General features: G+C 54.4%; 22 protein-coding genes. 15 read left to right on the forward strand and 7 right to left on the reverse strand.

What is annotated here, in order from left to right; translation table 11 throughout:
* Positions 1-11: 11 nt before the first annotated feature.
* From B7L09_RS27685 to B7L09_RS27715, 7 genes are all read left to right on the forward strand, one after another.
* The gene (locus tag B7L09_RS27685; protein ID WP_094471554.1) at positions 12-2,240 is read left to right on the forward strand and encodes a polysaccharide biosynthesis tyrosine autokinase; all 2,229 of its coding nucleotides are present in this window, start codon (positions 12-14) and stop codon (positions 2,238-2,240) included.
* A 95-nt stretch (positions 2,241-2,335) separates the two neighbouring features.
* Positions 2,336-3,418 carry a glycosyltransferase gene (locus tag B7L09_RS27690; protein WP_094471555.1) on the forward strand — a complete coding sequence of 361 codons (1,083 nt, stop codon included), beginning with the start codon at positions 2,336-2,338 and terminating at the stop codon, positions 3,416-3,418.
* Between the two features lie 14 nt (positions 3,419-3,432).
* Positions 3,433-4,545, forward strand: a complete 1,113-nt coding sequence (locus tag B7L09_RS27695; protein ID WP_094471556.1) for a polysaccharide pyruvyl transferase family protein — start codon at positions 3,433-3,435, stop codon at positions 4,543-4,545.
* Positions 4,542-5,762 (forward strand): MATE family efflux transporter, encoded by a 1,221-nt coding sequence (locus tag B7L09_RS27700; RefSeq protein WP_094471557.1) that lies wholly within the window; start codon positions 4,542-4,544, stop codon positions 5,760-5,762. The genes B7L09_RS27695 and B7L09_RS27700 overlap by 4 nt, the downstream gene beginning before the upstream one ends.
* Before the next feature lie 230 nt (positions 5,763-5,992).
* Positions 5,993-6,865 carry a hypothetical protein gene (locus B7L09_RS27705; RefSeq protein ID WP_255142794.1) on the forward strand — a complete coding sequence of 291 codons (873 nt, stop codon included), beginning with the start codon at positions 5,993-5,995 and terminating at the stop codon, positions 6,863-6,865.
* A gap of 12 nt (positions 6,866-6,877) precedes the next feature.
* On the forward strand, positions 6,878-7,915 hold the full coding sequence (locus B7L09_RS27710) for an acyltransferase family protein (RefSeq protein WP_094471559.1): 1,038 nt from the start codon (positions 6,878-6,880) through the stop codon (positions 7,913-7,915).
* Positions 7,916-7,954: 39 nt separating this feature from the next.
* On the forward strand, positions 7,955-9,106 hold the full coding sequence (locus tag B7L09_RS27715) for an SGNH/GDSL hydrolase family protein (RefSeq protein ID WP_094471560.1): 1,152 nt from the start codon (positions 7,955-7,957) through the stop codon (positions 9,104-9,106).
* Between the two features lie 4 nt (positions 9,107-9,110).
* Here the strand turns inward: B7L09_RS27715 and B7L09_RS27720 are convergent, their stop codons facing one another.
* Together B7L09_RS27720 and galU are read right to left on the reverse strand one after the other, a co-directional pair.
* A complete protein-coding gene (locus B7L09_RS27720; protein WP_094471561.1) occupies positions 9,111-9,518 on the reverse strand; it encodes a phosphohexomutase domain-containing protein in 408 nt (135 codons plus the stop codon).
* Between the two features lie 27 nt (positions 9,519-9,545).
* Entirely contained in the window at positions 9,546-10,379 is an 834-nt protein-coding gene (galU, locus tag B7L09_RS27725) for a UTP--glucose-1-phosphate uridylyltransferase GalU (protein ID WP_090182155.1), read from the reverse strand.
* Between the two features lie 308 nt (positions 10,380-10,687).
* On the opposite strand from galU, the gene galE reads away from it, so the two are divergent.
* From galE to B7L09_RS27755, 6 genes are all read left to right on the forward strand, one after another.
* Positions 10,688-11,704: a UDP-glucose 4-epimerase GalE gene (galE, locus tag B7L09_RS27730; protein WP_094471562.1), complete on the forward strand. Its 1,017-nt coding sequence runs from the start codon at positions 10,688-10,690 to the stop codon at positions 11,702-11,704.
* A 141-nt stretch (positions 11,705-11,845) separates the two neighbouring features.
* Positions 11,846-12,088 (forward strand): hypothetical protein, encoded by a 243-nt coding sequence (locus B7L09_RS27735; RefSeq protein ID WP_094471563.1) that lies wholly within the window; start codon positions 11,846-11,848, stop codon positions 12,086-12,088.
* A gap of 86 nt (positions 12,089-12,174) precedes the next feature.
* Positions 12,175-13,284: a polysaccharide biosynthesis/export family protein gene (locus B7L09_RS27740; protein ID WP_497006760.1), complete on the forward strand. Its 1,110-nt coding sequence runs from the start codon at positions 12,175-12,177 to the stop codon at positions 13,282-13,284.
* A 14-nt stretch (positions 13,285-13,298) separates the two neighbouring features.
* Positions 13,299-13,964, forward strand: a complete 666-nt coding sequence (locus B7L09_RS27745; RefSeq protein ID WP_094471565.1) for a YjbF family lipoprotein — start codon at positions 13,299-13,301, stop codon at positions 13,962-13,964.
* Positions 13,961-14,722: a capsule biosynthesis GfcC family protein gene (locus tag B7L09_RS27750; protein ID WP_094471566.1), complete on the forward strand. Its 762-nt coding sequence runs from the start codon at positions 13,961-13,963 to the stop codon at positions 14,720-14,722. The genes B7L09_RS27745 and B7L09_RS27750 overlap by 4 nt, the downstream gene beginning before the upstream one ends.
* Complete coding sequence (locus B7L09_RS27755) at positions 14,719-16,797, forward strand: YjbH domain-containing protein (RefSeq protein ID WP_094471567.1); 2,079 nt, start codon at positions 14,719-14,721, stop codon at positions 16,795-16,797. Before B7L09_RS27750 ends, B7L09_RS27755 begins: the two co-directional genes overlap by 4 nt.
* Positions 16,798-17,094: 297 nt before the next feature.
* On the opposite strand, the gene B7L09_RS27760 is transcribed toward B7L09_RS27755, so the two are convergent.
* From B7L09_RS27760 to B7L09_RS27775, 4 genes are all read right to left on the reverse strand, one after another.
* A complete protein-coding gene (locus B7L09_RS27760; protein WP_094471568.1) occupies positions 17,095-18,489 on the reverse strand; it encodes an undecaprenyl-phosphate glucose phosphotransferase in 1,395 nt (464 codons plus the stop codon).
* Positions 18,490-18,850: 361 nt separating this feature from the next.
* The gene (locus B7L09_RS27765; protein WP_094471569.1) at positions 18,851-19,540 is read right to left on the reverse strand and encodes a helix-turn-helix domain-containing protein; all 690 of its coding nucleotides are present in this window, start codon (positions 19,538-19,540) and stop codon (positions 18,851-18,853) included.
* Between the two features lie 30 nt (positions 19,541-19,570).
* Positions 19,571-20,320, reverse strand: coding sequence for an EAL domain-containing protein (locus tag B7L09_RS27770; protein ID WP_094471570.1), 750 nt, complete (start codon positions 20,318-20,320; stop codon positions 19,571-19,573).
* Positions 20,321-20,348: 28 nt separating this feature from the next.
* Entirely contained in the window at positions 20,349-21,089 is a 741-nt protein-coding gene (locus B7L09_RS27775) for a winged helix-turn-helix domain-containing protein (RefSeq protein ID WP_094471571.1), read from the reverse strand.
* Positions 21,090-21,588: 499 nt separating this feature from the next.
* On the opposite strand from B7L09_RS27775, the gene B7L09_RS27780 reads away from it, so the two are divergent.
* Positions 21,589-22,422, forward strand: a complete 834-nt coding sequence (locus B7L09_RS27780; RefSeq protein ID WP_094471572.1) for an undecaprenyl-diphosphate phosphatase — start codon at positions 21,589-21,591, stop codon at positions 22,420-22,422.
* A 53-nt stretch (positions 22,423-22,475) separates the two neighbouring features.
* Here the strand turns inward: B7L09_RS27780 and dusA are convergent, their stop codons facing one another.
* Positions 22,476-23,495, reverse strand: coding sequence for a tRNA dihydrouridine(20/20a) synthase DusA (gene dusA, locus B7L09_RS27785; RefSeq protein WP_094471573.1), 1,020 nt, complete (start codon positions 23,493-23,495; stop codon positions 22,476-22,478).
* Between the two features lie 102 nt (positions 23,496-23,597).
* On the opposite strand from dusA, the gene B7L09_RS27790 reads away from it, so the two are divergent.
* The gene (locus B7L09_RS27790; protein ID WP_010456238.1) at positions 23,598-24,737 is read left to right on the forward strand and encodes a site-specific integrase; all 1,140 of its coding nucleotides are present in this window, start codon (positions 23,598-23,600) and stop codon (positions 24,735-24,737) included.
* The last annotated feature ends 65 nt before the right edge of the window (positions 24,738-24,802 follow it).

Consider the following 24,802-nt stretch of genomic DNA (forward strand, 5'->3'; position numbering starts at 1 on the left):
GAATAGACCTTATGCAGTTACCGTCAGTAATCAGCACCCGGCATAAAGACAGAGACGAGATTGATCTGCTCGGTTTATTAGGCACATTGATTGACCATAAATGGTTAATAGGTGCCATCACCGGGGCGTTCATGGTGACCGGTGCCGCGTATTCGATTTTATCGCCGCCCGTGTATCTGGCGAACGCCTTGGTCCAGGTCGAGCCGAAAAAGAACGACATGCTGGGGTTCTCGGATATCAGCAGCATGCTCGGTGGACAATCACCGGCGGCGACCGAGATCGGCATTATCAAGTCTCGCGCGGTCATCGGTAAAACGGTCGATGATCTGCATCTTGATATTGTGATTACACCCAACACCTTTCCCGTCGTTGGTGGGTTTATTTCTCGGCGCTATAAAAGCAGCCCCACGGAAAGTGTCTCGCCACCGCGCTTTGGCATGAACAGTTTTGCATGGGGCGGCGAGCGCCTTGATATCGAACAGCTCGATCTGCCGGCTGAACTGCTGGGCAAGAAATTGATGCTGGTCGCCGAAGAGAAAAATCGATTCAAGCTCTACGATGACAACGGCGGTTTGTTAGCCAAAGGTGCCGCAGGCGAAGCCATCGCGCAGGAGGGTGTCGAGATCCTTATCGCGAGCATGGCCGCGAATCCGGGCACTAAATTTGAAGTCGTGCGCAATCCACGCATTGTCACCATTCAGAATTACCAGGACGCCCTTGATGTCTCCGAGCAAGGTAAAGAGTCGGGCATTATAAGTCTGGCCCTGGCCAGCACCGACTACACCCTGGCGGTGAAGATTCTCAACAAGATCTCAAGGCTTTATGTGCAGCAGAATGTGCAACGTACTTCTGCCGAGGCTGCCCAGAGTCTGGAGTTCCTTCAGGCACAACTCCCGCAAGTCAAAGAAGACCTGGTCAAAGCCAGCAACGCACTGAACAGCTATCAGACCCGCGGAAACACAGTCAACATCTCCCTCGAAACCAAGTCTGTGCTGGAACAGATGGTGGTGCTGGATACGCGCATCTCGGATCTGAAACTCCAGCAAGCGGACATGGATCGAAAGTTCACCCGAGAGCACCCGGCCTACCGCGCATTGATGGCGCAGATGGGGGATTTGAATAAACAGCGACAAGGGTTGGAAAAGAAAGTCCAGGGGCTTCCGGCTACACAGCAGGAGCTGTTGAACCTGACCCGTGATGTGGAAGTGGCGACACAAATCTATACCCAGTTGCTGAACAAATCCCAGGAACTCGACATCGTCAGGGCAGGGGCGGTCGGTAATGCGCGGTTGATAGATACGGCGGATGTCGACATCACCACCCCGGTCAAACCTCGCAAAGCCCTGATCGTATTGATCGCGACTTTGCTGGGGGGCTTTGTCGGTGTAGCGCTGGTGTTAGTGCGCAAATCGCTGAGCAGAGGACTCGAAGGGCCGGAAGCCATCGAGCAACTGGGTCTGCCCGTTTATGCCTCCATTCCTTACAGCACCCTGCAACAAGAAGAGGACACTAAAAAAGTCCGGCTGGGCGACAGCGCCAACAGCCAGTCTTTTCTATTGGCCCTGCGTAACCCTACTGACCTGTCCATCGAATCGATACGCAGCTTGCGAACTTGTCTGCATTTTGCAGGCTTGGATGCGACCAACAACCGGATCATGATTTCCGGTCCGAGCCCCCAGGTAGGCAAGACGTTTGTCTCTTCTAACCTGGCCGCGGTCATCGCTCAAAGTGGGCAGAGGGTCGTACTGATCGATGCCGATATGCGCAAAGGTCATCTGCACAAGACCTTGGCGACACCGATCAGCAATGGCTTGTCCGATCTGTTGACCAAGCGCTGCAGTATCGAGCAAGCGATCAATAAACTCGAAGTCGATAACCTGCATTTCATCAGTCGTGGGCAAGTACCACCCAACCCGTCCGAACTGTTGATGCATGCCAACTTCAGAGAACTCCTGGCCGAGCTCAGCGAACTCTACGACGTGGTCATCATCGACACGCCGCCTCTTCTGGCCGTGACCGATGCGGCCATCGTTGGCCGTGAAGCCGCCATTAATCTGATCGTGACGCGCTTCGGTGTCAATCCAGCCAAAGAGATCGAATTGACGATTCGTCGGTTTGCTCAAAACGGCATCGAATTGAAAGGCGCGATTTTCAACGGTGTCGAGAAGCGAGCGTCCAGCTATTACGGTAATGGCGGTTATGGCTATTACAACTACGAGTACGCCTCTGACAAGTCGTAATGCGAGTTCTATTTGCCAGGTAATGGACTGAGAGTGGACTAACCATTCTCCGGTCCCTGTTGCCTTGCGACTACGATAATGGAGTTGGGTGAACTGTGAAAAAAATACTACATGTGGCGGAAACGATTAAAGGTGGTGTTGCGACGGTCATCCGGACGATATCAACCCCTCCCAAGGGCGACGCCCAACAGTATGAACTGGTGTATTTGATTCCGTTCGACCAGAAAAAAGAACTGCATGGCATTGATGAAAAAGACATCAGGACCTTCTCCCGAAACAAGAGAGATGTCGTGTCGCTGCTGCGGTTTGCCTGGCAACTCATTCGAGTGATCTTCAAGGAAAAACCGGATGTCGTGCACTTGCACAGCACGTTTTCCGGGGTCATTGGCCGATGCGTGTGTCTGATCTTGCGCCCTTGGCGGTCTCCGAAAATCATCTACTGCCCGCACGCGTTTTCGTTCTTGATGGAAAGTTCTCCCGCCAAACAGAAAGTGTATTCACTGATTGAGCGGCTTTTGCAAAAAGTCACGGATGTCATTATCTGTGTCAGCCAGTATGAACTGGATAAAGCGGCCTCGTTTGGTATCGACCGCCACCGTATGAAACTGATCTACAACGGCATTCATTATAAAAACGATGAGAGCCTGTCCAGTCAGTGCACGGATATTCAACTTTTATTTGTGGGGCGACTGGACTATCAGAAGGGCTTCGATGTGTTGCTCAAGGCATTCACGGAAGTCGAGCGCACCGACTTGAAACTGACGGTGGTCGGCAGTGCCGTGAATGAGGAGGCGGTAGAGTGCCCCGTCATTGACGCTGTGGAATACCTGCCTTGGGTGACCCCGGCCGAAGTCAATGCCCTCTATAAAACCGCCGATGCCCTGATAGTCCCTAGCCGCTGGGAAGGTTTTGCCATGGTTCCCCTTGAGGGCATGGCCATGGGCGTGCCCGTTATTGCCAGCGACTGCACTTCGCTGCCTGAACTGGTTACGCACGACGTTACGGGCTACATCTTTTCGACGGGCGATCACCAGGCGCTCGGCAACATCTTAGTGAACATCAAGAAGCAAAAGTTGCTGGAACTCGGCACCGCAAGCCGCAAGCGGGTGCGCGAACGGTTCAGCGCAACGCTGATGATTCAGCAAACCTATGACGTGTATTCCGCTCAAACTTATTAAGTAGATATCAAGATATGAACGTAACTATTTTGCATGGCTACAGTGCATCCAATTCCGGTGATGGCCTCCTGGTGGATCTGGCAATCGCCTTGGTGCTGCGAAACTTCGGTGCCGACACATTAATCAATGTCGTTGCGTCAGACCCTCAATCATTCAGTTACCTTCCCTATAAGCGGTATGACGCGCCGGTCATGGCGGCTAAAGGACTGGGACGCGTGAAGGAAGCGGTTTTCCTTAAACAGTCTTACGCGCCACTCGCCGACCTCTTGAGCACCAGCGATCTGATCGTCGGGGTGGGCGGTGGGTACATGCGGTCAAAGAGCGCCTTTGAACACATCAAGCTGAAGCTGGGTCACGCCAAACAGCTCGAAACGGCGATCTTGAGCAAGGTGCCGTCGGTTTACCTGCCGCAAAGTATCGGCCCGTTCCACGGTGAGAGCAGCGCGATCGTAAAACACTATGCCAGTGCCGATGCGGTGTTTGTCCGGGACAACAGGTCATCGGCTATTTTTCAATCCAATGAAAATGTCTACCGAGCGCCGGACCTGGCGGTCCAGGCGTTGGCGAAAAAGATTCTGGTGCAACCCAAGTTCACCCGCTGTGCGTCATCGCCGGCCGTGGTCTGCGTGGTTTTACGCAAGCCGCCGGAATGGAGCAAAGAGAAAAAGATCGCCTACGTTGCCAACTTGAAGCTTCTTTTGAAGAGACTAAGGGCGAAAAGCAAAGTGGTCTGCGCTGTTCAAAGCGCCGTCCGTGGCAACGATGACGGGGCGTTCTATCGGGAACTTGGCATCACCGAGGACCTCTTGCCCTTGAAAGCGACCCTGTCCAAGTATCAGCCCGACCTGGTCATTTCCGTAAGGCTGCACGGAGCCATCGAGTCTTTACTCGCCGGCGTGCCTGCGTTTCATATCAGCTATGAACGCAAAGGTTTTGGCGCCTATCAGGATATGGGCGTGGAAGATTGGGTGATCAACGGTGGGGACATCAATGTCGACACCATCATCGACACGGTTTACGCCCCGAACGCGTTGTCCAGATTCGGTAAAAAACTGACGGACACCTGCAAAGAAATCGAAGCCAAAACGGAGCAGATGGACACGATCATCAAAGGGATCGTTCGATGATATTTCGGCTGTTGCTACGCGGAGGTGCTTTAGGCGCAAAGTTTTTACTGGTGTTGGCCATCACGCATTACCTGGGTTATGAGGCATTGGGTTTTTACGGGGTGGTGGTGGCCGCTTCATTGATCGCTTCCAAGTTTTACAGCGTCGGGTTCAGTTCTGAAATCAACCGGCTGATCAGCGTGGGGGGCAGTACGAAGCTTGTCGTTGATAAGGTACTGATTCTGTACCTGGCCGTTGGTTTGTTGTTATCGGTGGTCACGGTCGCACTCTACTCACTGTTCAGCGATGTTGAGGCGAGTGCCGCGTTGATCGCCTGCGTCACGCTGTTGCTGCTCACCGAGCATCTGTCCTTCGAAATAAACTCGTTTGTCTTTTCCGCACAAAAGGCCAACTGGGGGGCGTTGTTGTTTTTCATCAAGACCGGCCTCTGGGCGCTCCTTGCCGTGGGCGGACTGATGACGGGCGTAGTGTCCACTATCGCCAGTGTGCTTTGGTTGTGGGTGGCCACCAACCTGTTGGTCATCGTGGCCGGTTACTTCATTGTGGTTAACGTTCATAAGGGCCGCGACGTCAGTGCCGTCACCACGGTTTCGGTCTGGAGGGCAGGGTTGCCCTTTTATCTGGGAGGCGGGCTGATCGCATTAAGTCAGTACGCTGAACGATTTCTGATTCTGGACATTGAGCCGTATGCCAGCCTCGGCAAATACGTTTACTCCTGGTCTGCCGCCAACACGTTGCAAGCACTGTCCTACGCCGTTGTTGCAGTGGTGGGCATTCCCGTGCTCGCCAAGCGTTATAAAAATAACCAGCAGGCGCTGACAGTCCGGCAATTGTTCGTTAATCAATGGGTGCTGCGCTCTTTGATTATTTCCTGCGCGGTGGCTGTGCTGATTTATGCTTTCTTCAACATCCTGCTCGACTACGTGGACGCAGCAGTCCCGCGTCCGGATAACCGGATTTTAGCGATTCTGATTTTCTCTTTTGCCCTGCGCGCCGTCGGCGACATCGTGTGGGGCGGTCTTATTGCCTCGAAGAACAGTCGGGTTTCGTTAGCCAGTGCAGCGATCTGTTTGGTGGCATCACTGCCCGTCAGCTATGTGCTCATCAAGCACTATTCAATTTATGGCGCGGCGTGGGGCAATGTCTTTTCGATCACGGTGCAGTTGGCCGTCATTGCTTTGCTGACCAGATTTGCCCGGTCGAAGGGGGCCTTGTAATGGCCATCTCTCTACCGTCCATAGAGTTTCGCGGAAGAAAACTCGATTCGCCCATTTCATTGCTGATTCTACTGTGTGGTCTTTTTCTGTCTATTGCGATGCCGCTGCTGATGCACCGCGATCCTGGCCCGGATGCCATGACGTTGTGGACGTCATACGTTCGTTCAGACAACTGCAATTTCTGGAATCCGTTTTCACCAGACCGGTCCTCTTACGAGTGCTCCGCCTACTTGCTGCGTCCCACCGGTATCAACCTGACCAATGCATGGGCCTATGGGATGTTGTGCAACCTGTTTCTGACCTCTATCCCGATCTTCATCTTCAAAAGAATACCGATAACGATCTTCCTGACCTTGTGCCTGTGGGGGGTGGTCAGGTCGTTTTTCCTCGATAACCTGACCAAGGAAATCATTGTCTCGGTAGCGGTGATCGCGATTCTTTTTTTCTCCTTTTCGAAACGCTACCGCGCGGGCTTTTTCCTCTCTGCGCTGTTTTACGGTGTGCTGATCCGGCCCTACTGGATATTGTTTTCGCTGGTCTGGGTCGGCGTGTGCGTGATGAAGAAGCATGTGTCGCGTTTCAGCTTTTTCGTGATGTTGTTCATGTTCTATTTGTTGATCGCGACGGCCATTCAGTTGCTGGTCGGCTATTCGGTTTCGTCTATTCGCGCCAGTAACAATGAGCAGCGCACGCTGGGTGAAGAAGGCTCGAAGTCGTTGATCGTTTCGTGGATTAACGGCGGTGACTTCGTGTCGCAGGCCGTGGATTCGATGAGCATCTTTTTCAGGCTGTCATTCCCGGTGGAGTTGATCCTGCTCTCCGGTCTGGGGCAGATCATCTTCGTCGTCCTGATGATGATGACCTCGTTGTTGATGTTCAAAATGATGACGTCGAGTCATTACAAAGGCTCAACCATCGAGCCGAAAGTCAAAGAGCTGATTGCGATCCCACTGTCCTTTTTATTGGTGCAGGGGTTGTTCGAGCCTGACTTCGGCTCGTTTGCCCGACATTTCTCCATGGTGGTGCCGGTGCTGTTTCTGGGCCTGGGATTGCAGTTGCGCTCAAGGAAACCTGAGTCGGTTGAATCAAGCGTCTTGAGCTGAGGTTTGTGGTTTATGCAAAGCAAGAAAAAATCGTTGGAAATAGAAACGCTCAGAGGCCTGGCATGCCTGCTGCTGGTGCTCTATCACGTGATAGGGCCGCTGGGCGGCGGACTGAAAATTGACCTGGGATCACCTTTTCGGGTGCTAGCGGATTCGATGGTGTACGTCAGGATGCCGCTGTTCACCTTCATATCGGGCTACATCTATTCGATATACAAAATCAGAGGCAATGACTTCTCCGCTTACTGCGTTGGCAAGGTGAGAAGGTTGATCGTGCCGTTGTTTTTTGTCGGTATTCCGTTTTCGGTGCTGCAGGTTGTAGGGCCAGGCGTGAATAAGGAGGTCGGGTTAATCGACGCCTTGTTGTCGTTCTACATACCGGTTAACCATTTCTGGTTTTTGCAGGCCGTCTTCATCATCTTTATGTTTGTCGGTTTTCTGCAGTGGCGCGGTCTGTTGCAGGCGGCGACGCGGCTGTATCTGCTGTTCTCGTTTTCGGCGCTGGTGTTCTTGTTGCCGGCTTTTCCGGTTGACGCGTTTGGCATCAATGGCGCGGTCTATTTGTTGCCGTTTTTCGTGACAGGGATGATTTGCCACGAAAAGGTCAGCGCTTTAAAGCAATCGCTGAAAGTGATCGGGCCGGTCGTGTTCGTCTTGATATCGGCTGTGCTGCTTTATGTCGCCGCCGTGGATCGCGAACTCATTGTCGATCGTAGAAGCGTTGTCGGTTTGCTCGTTGGCTGTATGTCCTGTGTCGCGCTACTGTCGACTGACATGCGTTCGAAAGCCCTGATCTGGCTGGGTGGATATTCTTACGCCATTTTCCTTTTTCACGTGCTGTTTGCCGCCAGTTCGCGGTTTGCCTTGGGGCGTTTGGGCGTCACGGACGACAGCGTTCTGGTCGCAGGCGGCGTGCTGTGCGGATTGTTGGGGCCCGTGCTGTTGTCGAACTTTCTCAGCCGTTTCACCCTGACTTCCGTTCTGTTTTTGGGCGAGCGTGTTACCCGCAAAAAGACTCCAGAGGTCGGGTTGAAGGTGCCTCAATCCTGAGTGCCCATTCAGCCGGCTTCCTGATAGAGGGATGAGTCAATGGTAGATGTCGATGATGTGCGCCCTGTTCCTGCTCCGGTTGTCGAAGTGAGAAGTTCACGCGAGCGGCTTTCCACAATGGCTAAGGGTAAAGCGGGGGAGGTGCTGGCCATCTCGGTGATAGGCGACAGTTACAGCGCCGGGCAGGACTTTTATCTCAATGCCCTTACTCAGCACCTGGCGAAAGAGTTTGGTTTCGCCGGGCCTGGTTATGTCGGGTTCAATCACGGTGCCGCGCTTGGCGGTACGAATTTCAAATACACCCGCAGCAGCAAGAACTACTTCGGTGGGGATTGGGACGTTTCCAGTCTTGGCCAGGCGAGTCCGGACAGCCGCACCGTGACCGGGCAGGCGGGTGCTTTTCTTGAAGTGGACTCCAAAGAAACAGCAACCATCAATACAACCATTACCGACGCCAAGTTGCTCTACCTGGGCAATGGCAAAACCAGTGAGATGCGCTATCGGTGGACACCTTCAGATACCTGGCATCCTTTGACGATGGCGGGTTCAGGGGTTCAGGAAGTGCAACTCAGCGTCCCCGCCAATGATGAATGGTCGTTAAGGCTCGAAGTGGTGAGCGGTGCGCCGACGTTGTTTGGTCTGTGGCTGGCCAATAATCAGGGCGGCGTCAGGGTCTCCAAACTCGCTGCTTCCGGCGCCGCCTCAGGTGACTTTTATAAGAACGACCGCCCATGGCAAACCCAATGGAAGACCGTTGTTTCCAAGATACCGGCGGACGTTTACCTGATCATGTTAGGCGGTAATGACCAGGGGTTTGGCGTCAAGCCCCAGGACTATCTGAAGAACATGAAAGGGTTGGTGCGGATGATTCGCGAAGTTCATCCGGCGGCGAGCATCAACGTCATCCTGCGTCAGGACACAACGCGCTCCAGTGCCTATCCGATGTCGGAGTACGCTCAGGTGCTTGAGCCTTGGGCGCGTTCGGAAAACATTGTGTATTCGAGTTTGCAATGCACGTTCGGTCCCGACTTCAAACGCTACGCCAGTGGCGGGCCGACCCCCATGATCGGCCCGGACAACATCCATCCCATCCCGGGTTCGGGCGGTCGGCTCATCGCCGATTACGTGTATCGCCTGATTGTCGGAGGTGTCAGTGAGTCGTCGGGTCAGTGTGGTTCTGCTTTGAAATAATCACTCACCGTTCAAAGCGTTCCAGATGGCTCAGCAGCTCTGCGGTTTTCACAGGCATCAAGTCAGGATCACATCGCGTTTCAATATTGATGATGATTGCCGGGTCGCTATAGCGCACGCGAACCCGGAATCGCCAATCATTGAAAATCACTTTTAGCCCGTCGCGTTCATCGATATCCAGGGCCTGGTGGGCGTACAGACTTTTCAGATGTTTCAAGAGTGCAAAAGGGTCCCTGACCGGGCGATGGATATCGCCCGAAGAGGGGAACACCCCGATGCGCTCAACCAACAAGGCTGTGCCAAACCAGGCCGCCGAAGTGGAGGATAACGATGGGGTTTTTGACAGCCAGGCCATCACCCCGACGTTGCCCGCTTTCTGTTCGATGTCTACCGAGCGTTTTGCAGTGGTCATAGTGGCCTGCCTGGGTGAGTGAGTGGGTCAAAGACCGTTGAGATACAGCTGCTCATAGCAAAAGTTGGTGGCGTCGATATAGCCTTCTGCACCACCGCAATCAAAGCGCAGGCCTTCGAACTTGTAGGCCAGCACGCAGCCATTTTGCGCCTGCTTCATCAGTGCGTCGGTGATCTGGATTTCGCCGCCCTTGCCCGGTTGGGTGTCGGCAATCAAATCAAAAATATCGGGGGTCAGAATGTAGCGGCCAATGATCGCCAGGTTGGACGGTGCGTCCTCGGGTGCCGGCTTCTCGACCATGCTGTTGACCCGGTAGATCCCTTCGGAAATCAACTCGCCGGCGATCACGCCATATTTGTGAGTCTGATCTCGAGGCACTTCTTGAATGGCCACGATCGAGCAGCGGAATTTTTTGTAGAGCTTGATCATCTGCGCCAGTACGCCGTCACCTTGCAGGTTCAGGCACAGGTCATCCGCCAGCACTACGGCGAACGGTTCGTCACCGATCAAGGGACGACCGCTGAGAATCGCGTGTCCCAGGCCTTTCATTTCGACCTGACGGGTGTAGGCGAACGTGCAGGTTTCAATCAGCTCCCGGGTGCCGGCCAGAAACTTTTCCTTTTCGGTGCCGCGAATCTGGTGTTCCAGTTCATAGCTGATATCGAAATGGTCTTCCAGCGCACGTTTGCCCCGGCCGGTCACAATTGCCATGTGTTGCAGACCGGCGTCCCGTGCCTCTTCAACGGCGTACTGGATTAAAGGCTTGTTGACGATTGGCAGCATTTCCTTCGGCATGGCTTTCGTCGCAGGCAAGAAGCGCGTGCCATAACCGGCGGCGGGGAACAAGCATTTACGAATCATAGATATATCCTGAAAAGTCATTCCACAGCCACACGGAAAACAATATCGAGTAGGGCTGTGAGTTTTGAAGTATTACGGAGGTGTACTTTAATACCTGAGTAGAGGTTTATTGGCAATTATTAGCAGGTGTAGAGTGGGGTGAATGTTATTAGTTGTCGGGGCTGATAGCTTTTAGTTAATTTTAGTCGGTGTCTGTTAATAGTGTCGGTTGTTCTGAAGTGCTAATAAGTGTTTGGCGTCAATGGGTGATGTGCGCATTTAACATCACCTGTAATTGAGCACTTCAATACCCCACTATGGACCGCTCTATGAAGATTCTGGTAACGGGTGGAACCGGTTATATCGGTTCTCACACCACACTTGCGCTGCTTGAAGCGGGCTTCGACGTGGTTGTGCTGGACAACTTGTGCAACAGCTCTGACGCGTCCCTGCACGCCATTGAAGCCATCTGCGGCAAGTCCGCGTCAATGATTCGCGGGGACGTGTGCGACCGAGCATTGCTGGACCGGATTTTTCAGGAGCATTCCATTGATGCTGTCCTGCATTTTGCCGGGCTCAAGGCCGTAGGCGAGAGCGTGCGCAAGCCACTTGAGTATTACGAGGCCAATGTTTGCGGGAGCATTACGCTGTGTCAGGCGATGTCCGCGGCCGGCGTGTTCCGGTTGGTGTTCAGTTCATCGGCCACGGTGTACGGAGCGCCTGAGCAGATGCCGATTCGAGAAGATTTTCCTACCGGTACGCCGACCAATCCCTACGGGCAATCCAAACTGTTCATCGAAAACGTGCTGCAGGATCTGTGTGCGGCAGAGCCGCGCTGGAGCATCGCGCTGTTGCGCTACTTCAACCCGATCGGCGCTCACGCCAGTGGCCACATGGGTGAAGACCCCAGCGGGATTCCCAATAACCTGGTGCCTTACATTAGCCAGGTGGCCGTCGGCAGTCTCAAGGAGTTGTCGATATTTGGTGACGATTACCCCACCGTCGATGGCACCGGTGTGCGCGACTACATCCACGTGGTGGATCTGGCGGACGGGCACCTCAAGGCATTGCAGACGATCTCGACGCGCACTGGAATCAATATCTGGAACCTGGGCACGGGCGACGGTTACAGCGTTCTGGAGGTAGTGCGGGCCTTTGAGCAGGCTTCGGGGCGTCCAGTGCCTTATTGCGTGATGCCGCGACGCTCGGGCGATGTCGCCAAGTGTTGGGCCGATCCTTCCAAAGCGGCGAAGGAGCTCGGCTGGAAGGCCACGCGGAACTTGCAGGAGATGATGACGGACACCTGGCGTTGGCAATCGAACCATCCCAGGGGCTACCTCGAGTAAGGCTTTAAACAGGCCGTCAGTGTCCGGTTTTTCTGCTGAACTGTTATATCAGGACGCGATGTTAATTATGGTCGGGAAAATTGACTGGAAACCCATCCCGCAAGTCCGTAGATATAAAGAACACGCAGGAAGGAGTTTGATATGAAAAAGATGATGGTAATTGCCGTGTTGTCGATGATGAGCAGCGGAGCGTTTGCGCTAGAAGCACCACTCGCACTGGATACAAAAGTGTTGGGTGATGTCACGGCGGCACAAGCGGCGCTGGCCAGCACTGCGTTGGTTGCAGGTGCCGTTGCAGCGTCTAACAGCGGTGGAAGTTCCAATGGTGGAACGACCGGAAGTACCGGGACTACAGGCACTACCGGTACCACCGGCACAAACTGATAAATACCGCAGGTGTCACACAAGATTGCCCGGCTAACACTGGGCGATCTTGTTTTGGGTTTGCCCTTGAATAGCGTAGTGCCATTATGATTCGTAGTGTTCCTTTTTTAATGCTGGCAAGTATTGCTTTGCAAGGTTGTATGTTTTCGCCGGGTCAACATATGAGCACCAGCGATATCACTCGCGAAGGCGCCAGCGAAAACAGTCGGGTTGAGCTTATTCCGATCACCCCCAAGCTCATCGCCATGGACAGGGCCACTCAGGTACGTGAGTCATTGCCCCCGGAATTGTTGACCACGCCCGACGAATACCGCATTGGTAACAACGATGTCTTGTACATCACGGTATGGGATCACCCCGAGCTGACCGCACCTTCTGGCGCGCAACAGCAGATCGATGCAAACGGCCGTCTTGTTCGTTCCGATGGCACGCTTTATTACCCCTACATCAAAGAAGTCCAGGCCGCCGGAAAAACCATCCAGCAACTGCGATCCGATATTGCCGAGAAGTTGTCGACCTTCATCTCGGACCCGCAAGTGGATGTCGCGGTGTTGCGCTTTGCCAGTCAGAAAGTGGTGGTGTCGGGCGCCGTATTGAGAGCAGGCCCTCAAGCGATTTCCACCAACCCGCTCAACGTGGTTGAAGCCTTGGGTTCGGCCGGTGTCGATCCGCTGAATGCGGACTTATCCGGGTTGCTGTTGACGCGAAACGGGCGGGTTTATCCGCTGAATCTCGACGCGCTCAATCAACAGAATGCCGAGTTGCAGAAGGTCTATCTCAGAGGTGGCGATCAGTTGTATCTGCCGTACAACGACAGCAAGAAGATCTACGTGATGGGCGAGGTCAATCAGCCGCGTGCATTGACGTTCAAGACCCGCACCATGAATCTTTCCGACGTCATCGGCTCGGTAGGCGGGTTGAACCAGACCACTTCGAACGGCAACGCCGTGTACGTCATCCGGGGCGTGGAAAACCTCGATGTAGAACCCGCCAAAATCTATCAACTGCAAGCTGAGTCGCCGTCTGCCATGGCGCTTGCCACTCACTTCGATGTTCGTCCCCAGGACATTGTTTACGTAGGCCCTGCCAACGTCACCCGCTGGAACCGCTTCATCAGTCAATTGGTGCCATCGGCCTCGATTCTCGGTATGGGCGCGGCGGCACAAAACAACTTAAGTGAAGCCAACAGCAGATAAGGTCTGGTCCCACTGTGAGAACGTTGAAAGTTAGCGTCTGCTTGATGGCGGCCTTGCTGTTGTGTGGATGTAATCCGCTGATGAAGGCCACCTTGGCGAACTTCAAAGCTGTGGTCACCGGGCCTGACGATCTGGAGTTGACCCCGGCGCAAGTGGCCGAGGTTCAGTATCCGCAACTCAAGCTGACGACCCCTTCCGGCGAAGGGGTGTTGGCGATGGTGCGTGAGCGAGGCGACTTGCAGTACTGGGTCGCGTCCGGCAAGCAGGTGCTGTTGCTGCGCGACGGGTTGGCGGTTCGCACTGTCGGCCTGGGCTTTGAAGGTGACCTGGACGGGACCCGTATCGAAGCGCAATCGCCGTTCAAGCAAGGCCTTCACCGACTGCCGGATGGATACACAAGCCAGCGCTGGATCGATCTCTATCGAGGTTACGAAGTGGGCGTTGCCGTGAGCAGTCGCTTCACCCGAAAACCCATGGAAACCCTCAGGATCCTGGACAAGGAATACGCCGTGCTGCGTGTCGATGAGCAGATAGAAGCACCGGCTATTGGCCTGCGCGCGACCAATCATTATTGGGTCGATCCGGATAACGGTTTCATCCTCCAGAGTGAACAGCAACTGACAGGGCAACTCAGGGTGAAGATCGTGCAGTTGACCTCTGAGCGCAGGGCTGTCCGTTGAAGTTTCCCAAGGTGTTATGGACGTGCCTGTTGTTGATCTCCTGTGGTGTGAATGCGGCAGTCAACGTCAGCGGCGATGTGCGCAATCCGGGGCCGGTCGAGCTGCAACCCGGGGGGCGCGTGCTGGACGTGATGCGTTTGGCGCAACCCAATCCTGAAAGCTACTGGCTGGCGGCCGCCTGGCTGCGACAACCATTGCATGAGGAGCAGACCCGACTCAAGACCGGGGTCCTGTTCGACTTGAAGGTGCTGCAACGCACCGCATTGCTGTTCGATCGGCCCAGCCGGGCGGCATTGGCGTTGCGGTTGTACGAGCAAGTCAGCCGCATGCCGGTTACCGGGCGCCAGGTGGCGGTCCTTGATCCGATCGCGGTGGAGGTCGGCTTCGCTCGCAACTTCCGCCTCGATGACGGCGACAGCCTGATCTACCCGAAGCGTTCCGATGTAGTTGAAGTGCTGGGCGCTGTCGCCGAACCGTGCCGGCTCACCTATCGCCCGCTGCAAGAGGCCCGCGATTACCTGCAAAGGTGTTCACCGCTGGCCGATGCCGATGCCGATTACCTCTGGATTGTTCAGCCCGATGGCGTCACCCGCCGTGTCGGCATTGCGCCGTGGAATCGCGAAAGCGGGCAGGTGCCTGCCGCCGGCAGCAAAATCCTCGTCCCTGTCAAAACCGATGATCTTAATCCGCCTATACCTGAACTGAATCAGCAGTTGGCCGAATTTCTTGCCACGCAACTGGCTGAGGTGGTTCCTTGAATTTACGTTTTGCTGCAGTGCTGTTGTTGCCGTGTGGTTTGGCTCACGCAGAGCCGCGATTGACTCAAAATGATTTCGGCGGCGTCGGCTTGATGCAAACGCCGACGGCCCGAATGGCGCCGGCCGGCGAGCTGAGTGTGAACGCCAGTCGAACCGACCCCTATACCCGTTACAGCGTTTCATTGCAGCCATATGAATGGCTGGAAGGCTCGTTTCGCTATACCGCGATCACTAACCGCCGGTATGGCCCCGAATCGTTGAGTGGCGACCAGAGTTACAAGGACAAGGCCGTGGACCTCAAGGTCCGCTTGTGGCAAGAAAGCCACTGGGCACCTGAACTGGCCCTGGGCTTTCGGGACGTCGGGGGGACCGGTCTGTTCTCCAGCGAATTCCTGGTCGCTAACAAACGCTATGACGACTTTGATTTCAGCGCGGGTATTGCCTGGGGATACATCGGCAATCGAGGCGATTTTGACAACCCGTTGGGTTGGGCGGCTGATCGCTTCAAGACCCGGCCGGACGGCGAGGGCACCGGTGACGTCAACACCAATGCCTATTTCCGTGGGCGACCTTCATTGTTTGGCGGCGTGACCTACCAGACACCTTGGGACCCGCTCAGCCTGAAGCTCGAATACGAAGGCAACGACTACAAAAAGGAGCCGAAAGACAACGCCATCAAGCAAGACTCGCCCATCAACATCGGCGCCGTGTTCAAGCTGACCGATTCAGTGGATCTCAGCGCGGGTTGGGAGCGCGGCAATACCGCGATGTTCGGCATCACCCTGCACACCAACTTTGTCAGCCGCAAGGCGCCGGCCAAGACTTACGATCCGCCAGCGGAGCGTCTGCCGACACAAGCACCCGCCACTCCACCGGATCAGGTCAACTGGGCCAATGTGTCCCAGCGCTTGCAGAAAAATGCCGGCTATAAAGTCGAGCGCATCACTCAGCGCGGCCCTGAGTTGTTTGTGTACGGCGAGCAGACGAACTATTTCCATTCGGCCAAAGCCGTCGGCCGCGCCAGCCGGATTCTGGACAACAGCGTCAACGACGATATCGACTGGTTCACCCTGGTGAACAAGCGGTACGACATGCCGCTGGAAGAAACCAGCGTGCCGCGCGAGACCTTCCGCGAAGTGGTCAACAATGAGGAGCCGCTGCAAACCTTGCACCGCGCCACTGAAGTCAACGGGGCGATGCCGCACACCGAGACCACGCTCTATACCGCCGCGCGCGATCCCTTCAGCTATGGTGTCGGGCTGGGCTACAAACAGAACGTCGGCGGCCCTGATGGTTTGCTCTATCAGCTGAGTGCCGATGCGGACGCCGAGTATCGTTTCACGCGCAATACCTGGTGGAGCGGCCTGCTGAGCGCCAACCTGGTGAACAACTACGACAACTTTACCTACGACGCACCAAGTGGTTTGCCCCGGGTGCGGACCGACCTGCGCAAGTACCTGACGACCTCTGACGTCACCATGCCCACGTTCCAGCTCAGCCACGCCGAGCAACTGGATAAAGACCTGTATGGCATGGTCTACGGCGGCTATCTGGAGTCGATGTTTGCCGGTGTGGGCGGTGAGGTACTGTTCCGTCCGGCAGGCCAGCGTTGGTCGGTGGGTGCAGACCTGAACTATGTGCGTCAGCGCGAGTTCAACCAGGGCTTTGGCCTGCGAGATTACTCGACCGTGACCGGCCATATCACCGGTTATACCGACTTGCCTTTCGATACCCAGGCAGCCGTCAGTGTCGGCCGTTACCTGGCGCGGGATTGGGGCGCCACAGTCGATCTGTCACGGGAGTTCCGCAATGGTGTGCGATTCGGTGCCTGGGCCACGCTGACCACCGCGACAAAAGCGGAATACGGCGAAGGCAGTTTCGACAAGGGTATCTACATCTCCATTCCTTTCGACGAATTGATGAGCATGTCGACCATGCGTCGGGCCAATATCGTCTGGTCGCCACTGACCCGGGACGGCGGTGCACGGCTCAATCGCAGCTACTGGCTGCACTCCATGACCGATAGCCGTGACAGCGACTTGTTCTACCGTAACTTCGACAAGATCACTGAGTGAAAGCGGGCGATCTGCAGGGCGATTAGCGCTGTAGATCGCATCGCGGTCGACCGGAAGGGGGCTATCTGGAAGGTCTTTTAGTGAGCAGCGCCATCTTGCGCAGGGTTCTCTGCGTTATCCCCACACACTTGCAACGATAAGCCGGGGGTTGACTTGGCTCCCGGCTTGAACTCGCGTGGCCGCGTATCAGGGGGCTGGTGTGGCAGGGGCGTAAGTGCAACTCAGCGCCCAATAGACGCCCATGAAAAAGGGGACTTGCGTCCCCTTGTCATTTCGCGTTGCCTGGGATTCAAGCGATCAATAGATGTCCTTTGACAGTAAGGTAAAAGGCGTCTTCACCAGGATCTTCAGATCCAGCCACAACGACCAGTTATTGATGTATTTGAGATCGATCTCCACACGCTTTTGCATCTTGTCGATGGTGTCGGTCTCGCCACGGCAACCGTTGATTTGAGCCAGTCCGGTAATCCCCGGTTTGATTCGGTGGCGAGCCATGTAGGCGAGAATCTTCCCGGAGTAGTAATCGTTGTGTGCAACGGCATGGGGACGTGGTCCGACCAGGGCCATATGGCCTTGCAGCACATTGATCAACTGTGGCAGTTCGTCCAGCGAAGTGCGACGGATAAAGCGTCCCACCGGAGTGATTCGTGAATCGTTACGGCTGGCCTGCTTGACCTCTAGATCATCGTGCACGCGCATCGAGCGAAACTTCCAGACCTGGATCACCTTGCCATTCCAGCCGTGGCGGTCCTGCTTGAAGAACACCGGCCCCGGGGAGTTGAGTTTAACGGCCAGGGCAATCAGCAACAGCAACGGGCTTAGAAGAACAAGGGCCAACAGCGCCACGCTCTTTTCCAGCAGGCTTTTACTCAGTGCGGCGGTCGGCTGGCTGGTCAACGGGCTTTCATTCAAGTAGATCGCTGGCAAGCCGTCCACGACCCTTACCGAGTGATTGAGCAGCGTCAGGCTGTTCAAGTCCGGCACCCAGACCACATCGACGTTGGCCCCCAGCAAATCGATATACATGGCTTCGATTTTTGCCGCTTCACTCAGGGGCAGCGTGATGTACAAACGGCGGATGTCGTGGGCCTTGATCAGCTCCAGCAACTGCTCCTGCGGACCTACGATCGGCGGTGAGCCCATCGCCAGCGGGAGCGAGGTGTCGGTGCTGACCAACCCCACCAGCGGGAAGTGTTCAAGGCTGCGCAATTTCCTGGCGAGCCCCAGCGCCAACTCACCCGTACCGACGATCAGGGTTTTATGCTCGCTTTGAAGTGACCGTTGATAGTATTGCGAGAAACCGTGCAGCGGAACGTACAACAGTGCCTGCCCGAGGTAACCGCAGGCTGCCCATACGAGGATCAGTTGACGGGAAAAAAGTTGATCGGCCTTGCAGATGAACGCCACACAGGCCAATGCTGCCAGGGTCATTGTCCAGCCCATCAACAAACGTCCCAATCCCTCAAGGTAGTTATCTTTCTTCGCATAGACGCCGCACCATGTATAAGCAGGTACCGAGGCAAGTACAGCAAGAATTGCGCACACCCGATAATAGAACTCTACCGTTCCGGTCTGGTAATAAACCAATAGAAACAACAGGGCCACAACAAAGCCCTGACCCAGTGCCCATTGTCCCCAGAAGGTCAATCCTTTGAGGTGGGTATTTCGATTGATACGAAGATTGTTAACCATGCGATATCCCCAAAATACGTCCATTCGCGTGTCGACAGACAAGAGCCAAGTTGATGTAACAAACATTATTATTTTTATAAGAGGGCAAAACATTGACGGTCGAAACGCCACTGCGCGGCGCGCTCGTCAGTGAATAGATTAATTTATTGGGCAGAAAGCTGTCTGACGACTTTTAACGAGTGGTTTGTTTATATGGCGATGATGTTGGGGGGGGCGAGGTGTTAGAAATGGTCGATAATGTAAGTTGATTCAAAGGTGGAGAGGGCGGAGTTTATCTGGGGGGCGAGACGCGCTGGAGGGTGAAATGGTGGGGTGCTTTTGTTGTTTTTGTATGCACTACCATTGGGGTCATTTCATTAACTCAGGTGAGGCTTTTTCCCCGTATAATTTTTTGAATCAGGCAATAACCACGATTTCTGACTGCTCGGAAAAGACGTTCGCCATTGCTGGCATTTTTAAATTTTTCCTGTAGCCGGCTCAGGCACATTTCCAGGCCTCGATAATGTTCGGGTTCTCTGCCAATGCTCCGAATAAGGTCATCTTTGCTGACTACCCTGTCATCATGGTGCAGCATCTTTTTGACCAGTGTGGCTTCAAGACCAGTCAACACAATCTCGACATCATCTTTAATTAAAGCGCCATTGATATTGCTCAGTCGCCAGGCTTCGGAATAAGGATAGTGCGGTCTCGCTGCCACGTTGGAGAGCGAATCCCGGGCGTCATCCCGATCTTCATCTGCCAGTGAGGAAATATTATTGAACTGTGTATCGGACTGGGCTGCTCGCCACTCGGATTCGAATGTCGAGAGTATGCGCTGTGTATCATGTCTGATAACAGGAGGGACAATCCTGTCCAGGTGAGGGGAAATAAACTCCATGAGTTTCGGGGCGGAAGAGGGTAGGGCAACACCTTCGACAAACATCTTTGCCTGTGGCGTACCGAATGAGTTATAGCGCTCGCTCGATAGTAATGCTTCAAGCTCAAGTTGTAATGCCGGACTATGAGTAACGACGACAAAATATTTTCTGGGGAGGGGTGTACTGCTTTCCATGTCTCTCTCCTGAAGGGGCACACTCGGTTTTTAGTTTAATAGGTTGTCGGCAGGGGAGTAATGGCTCCCTTGAAAGTAATCAAATGGCAGCGCGCGTGCCAGTATATGGCTAGCAGCATGCTCTACTCTGTCGGCTATAAAGGCGACTTTGGTAGTGTGAGTCAGCATGGTCATGCGGTCGTGGAGTCGGTTGAATAAATCGGGGTTGCCTGTCAGTTTAAGGCTCAAGTCTAGGGCTGAAAGGGGGATCTTTATATAGTCGAAAAGATTCAGGGTTGTAAATATTTCGATACTTTCATCTGCGATGTTATAGCCATCGAACGCGATTTCTACGCCGTGATCTTTAAGCAGATATACGTTGTTGAGGATTTTCTTTTTATCAATGAAGCTGACCGCCGAAAGGGGTAGCTCATTGAAAGCGATAACCAGTGTCTGACCAAAGTTGCGCAGGGCGTCGCTGGACTGTATCAACTCTTCCGTTAGTGCAGAATCGGTGAGATCTGACTGTCCAACGCAAACGAATCTATGGCTTAAGTATTTGTTTTTACTGGATATATTTTGATCTTTTAACGAAAAGGCGATCAGCCGGGTCTGCATGAGCACTTCACTGTAAATGCCGTTCATCTCTTGCGGTGCAGCAGCGGATGCATGAGCCTGACTGTCGTCAAACTGAATTCTGATTTCGCTGCCAAAGGGGCAGTCGTCACGAGTGAGGATCAATTGTCGAGACAGATAATGACTCGCACGATAGATGTGTGACGCGCTCATCGTTGCGTTCATAATGCGATAACTCCCTGCATATTAATTATCAGGCGGTCGAGATCAGACCCCTGACAAGACGATATCCATGCCCGCGAATACTTTGAATGGCGTTGGTGCCATACATGCCTTTTATCTTGCCGCGAAGGCGGCTGATAGATTTCTCCAAGGCTCTTGGGTCATAAAAAGTTATATTCAGCCCCATGATTCTGGCGATTTCATCATGGCTCAATATTTGGTTTCTTGTTTCGGAAAATGCTTCAAGAATTTTCATTTCCGGAAACGATACATCCAGCTTTTTATAGTCTCCAATCAGGCACATACGCGTCGGGTCCAAGAGCAGGTTGTGCTGCTTGTGCCATTCTGCGCTATTAAAAAACTCGGAAAGTACGTCCGGGTTATCTTCAGGAAGCGTACTGAATTTAATGCAGTGGTCGGCGCCGGCAAGATAGTATTTCATCTTGTTGTAGGTGCCTTTGCCGGTGATGGCTACAAAGATAATAAGGGCCTGGTTATCGGCACGCATATTTTCCACCAAGGCGATGCTTTCATCAAACGCCTGAGGGCTGTCAATGACAATGAATACTGCACGGTATGAATGGGAGTCCTTGTTTTTTCTAAACAGGTTTTTGTAACACATAGTGTCAACAGGTATATCATGCGCTACATAACCTGCAACTAATGTCCTGAAACCCTCAGCTAAACTATGGGTCCGCCCAATGGTGAGAATACCCGTCACCTCCTTTGTGTGGCTGTGGCTGGTATTCGTTAATTTCCCTGTAAGCATCATGCTTTGACTCGGCTGGGTGCTGACATTTGGATGTTAAAGCACCGATTCTCATTTGTGACTGACAATTGGTAACATTTCCCGGGTTTTCAAGCAGGCGTCACAATTTTTTTAACATTGTTGGCCAATCTGGCGAGATCCTTTGTGCCCCTGATGCTTGGCATGCAGGGTGGCAAAGGGGCATCATTGTGCCATCTTTTCGCGCGATGTCCCGCTTTTCCAGTTCAATAAGCCTGGGTGGGTGGCTGAAGCCGCCGTAGTTGGATTTTTTATGGGGGTCTTATGAGTTTCCAGAACTAGGCTGCTTTAAGTACTGGTTTGAGTCTGTCTTTAGTTTGGAACTAACCGATATTTCTTGTTATATAACGTCCTGACTCAGGGTGGTAGTTATGACATTTGTTAACGTTGAGTTTTAATCCAGGGCTGAATGCGTTTTACTGACTCGTTGGCGATATAGCCGTCAGTTCGTCAGCAGATTTGCTTTTGTGGGTGAGGGGGATTAATGGATTTTTGGACTACCGTAACGGTATTGATTTTAGGCGTGGTGGAGGGGCTGACAGAGTTTTTGCCCATATCAAGTACGGGGCACCAAATCATTGTTGCAGACCTGCTCGGCTTCGGTGGTGAGCGTGCCATGGCCTTCAATATCATCATTCAANTGGGGGCNATCCTGGCGGTGGTCTGGGAGTTTCGGCGCAAGATTCTCGAGATCGTCACAGGCTTGCCAACCCAACGCAATGCGCAACGGTTTACCTTGAACTTATTGATCGGCTTTATGCCTGCCGTTGTATTAGGTGTATTGTTCGCCGATAAGATTCACGAGTATCTGTTCAATCCAATCACCGTGGCGGTGGCATTGGTCGTGGGTGGTATCGTGATGTTGTGGGCTGAGCGGCGGGAACATAGGGTGTATGTCGAACATGTTGATGACATGCGCTGGACCGACGCGTTAAAGGTCGGGTTCGCTCAATGCCTGGCGATGATACCGGGCACCTCACGCTCTGGATCGACCATTATAGGTGGGTTGCTATTCGGACTGTCGCGCAAGGCGGCCACCGAGTTCTCGTTCTTCCTGGCCATGCCAACCATGGTCGGTGCCGCCGTCTACTCAGGCTACAAGTATAGGGATCTGTTCCAGGCCAGCGACCTGCCAGTCTTCGCCTTGGGCTTCGTCACCGCGTTCTTTTTCGCCATGATCGCCGTGCGCGGCTTGCTCAAGTTTATCGCCAGCCACAGTTACGCCGCGTTCGCCTGGTACCGAATTGCATTCGGTCTGGTGATCCTGGCTACATGGGCATTCGGTTGGGTTAACTGGACTGAAGCAGCAGCGCTCTGACACTTGAACCAGGCTGCGGACCCGCCAGCCTGGTATTTAAAAGATAAAACGGATTAACGCCCTTCAAGCAACTCAGCAGCCTGATCCAGCAACGCTAAAGGCTCTTTAGCTTTGTGGATATCCACCGACAACAACTGCCGNAACCGGCGAGCCCCTGGGAACCCGGTGCCCAGCCCCAGCACGTGCCGGGTGATATGGTGCATCGAACCGCCCGCATCAATATGCGCCGCTATGTAAGGCCGCAACTGCGCCAGCGCCTCTGCCCGAGTGATCACCGGCGCCGTACTGCCGAACAACTGCTGATCCACCTCAGCCATCACATAAGGATTGTGATACGCCTCACGGCCCAACATCACGCCGTCGAACGTCTGCAAATGCGCGTGACAGGCTTCCAACGTTTTGATCCCGCCGTTAAGAACAATCTCCAACTCCGGAAAATCCGACTTCAACCGCGCCGCCACGTCATAACGCAGGGGCGGAATGTCACGGTTCTCCTTAGGCGACAACCCCTCNAGAATCGCAATCCGCGCATGCACCGTAAAACTGGTGCACCCGGCGTCCCTCACCGTCCCGACGAAATCACACAACTCGGCATAACTGTCGCGCCCATTAATCCCGATACGATGCTTCACCGTCACCGGAATCGACACCGCATCCCGCATCGCCTTCACGCAATCCGCCACNAANTGCGGGTGCGCCATCAGGATCGCGCCGATCATATTGTTCTGCACCCGATCACTCGGGCAGCCGACGTTCAAGTTCACTTCATCGTAACCGTGGTCCTGGGCCATGCGGGCGCAGGCGGCCAAGTCGAGAGGGACGCTGCCGCCGAGTTGCAGGGCCAGCGGGTGTTCGGCTTCGTTGTGACGGAGGAAGCGGTCGTGATCGCCGTTGAGGAGCGCGCCGGTGGTGACCATTTCGGTGTAGAGGAGGGCGTTTTTCGACAATATGCGTAGGAAGAAGCGGCAGTGGCGATCGGTCCAATCCATCATGGGGGCGACGGAGAAGCGGCGGGAGAGCGGGGCGGGTGTGGCGGTGATTTTTACGGGCGCTTCAGGTTTTTCGAAATTCATTTGCACTGGTCTTTTATACAGCGGTTTTTACCCATTTTTCCTTGTCTTTCGAAGTCGGTTGCTACAATGTAGCAAGCTGACTCGGCAATGTAGCAACTGGAAATGGGCACGATCACATCACGTAAGCGCAAGGACAACTCGACGGCCTACACGGCGCAGATACGGATCAATCGGGACGGGAAGACAGTTTATCAGGAAAGCCAAACCTTCGACCGCAAGCAGGTCGCCCAAGCCTGGATCAAGCGTCGCGAGACGGAGCTGGCGGAACCGGGTGCCATCGAGCGCGCGAACCGCAAAGGGGTGACGATCAAGAAGATGATCGAGCAGTACCTGGAGGAGTACGAGAAGATCCGGCCGTTGGGCAAGACCAAGAATGCGACGCTGACAGCGATCAAGGACACCTGGCTGGGCGAGCTCGACGATACGGCGCTGAGCAGTCAGAAGTTGGTGGAGTTCGCACAGTGGCGAATGAGCAAGGAGGGCGGCGGCGTCCAGGCGCAGACGGTCGGCAACGATCTCTCGCACCTGGGCGCGGTGTTGTCAGTGGCGCGGCCGGCCTGGGGTTATGAGGTCGACCCGCTGGCTATGTCGGACGCGCGCAGGGTTCTCCGCAAGCTGGGTATGGTGAGCAAAAGCAAAGAGCGTAACCGACGGCCAACGCTGGATGAGCTGGACAAGCTGATGAAGCATTTCTTCGAGATGCAGACGCGGCGAAAAGCCCAGATCGACATGCCAAAGCTGATTGCCTTCGCGCTCTTCTCAACGCGCCGGCAGGAGGAGATTACGCGAATTCGCTGGGAAGACCTGGATGAGACCCGGCAGGCGGTCCTGGTGCGGGACATGAAAAACCCCGGGCAGAAAATCGGCAATGACGTGTGGTGTCATCTGCCAAACGAAGCTTGGGCGATTCTGCAGTCCATGCCCAAGACGGAGAAGGAGATCTTCCCCTACAACGCCAGGTCGGTGTCAGCGTCCTTCACGCGGGCCTGCCCGATGCTAGGCATCGAAGACCTGCATTTCCATGACCTGCGGCATGAAGGGGTGAGCAGGTTGTTTGAGATGGACTGGGACATTCCAAGGGTGTCGAGTGTTTCAGGGCACAGGGATTGGAACTCGTTGAGGCGGTACACCCACCTTCGAGGGAGAGGGGACGCTTATAAAAAGTGGGAGTGGCTAAGCAAATTGGTTTCGCCGGTGGAGCGAAGCGGTCATGCGCCTAAGGGGGCCGTGATTGCACATTGAGATCGCTCTCTAAAAAGGGTACGTTGCCGAGCACTGCTGAACTCCTAATAGACGTTGAAGGATTT

Origin of the sequence: Pseudomonas mandelii (assembly GCF_002251635.1) — a bacterium.
Classification (GTDB): Bacteria; Pseudomonadota; Gammaproteobacteria; order Pseudomonadales; family Pseudomonadaceae; genus Aquipseudomonas; species Aquipseudomonas mandelii_B.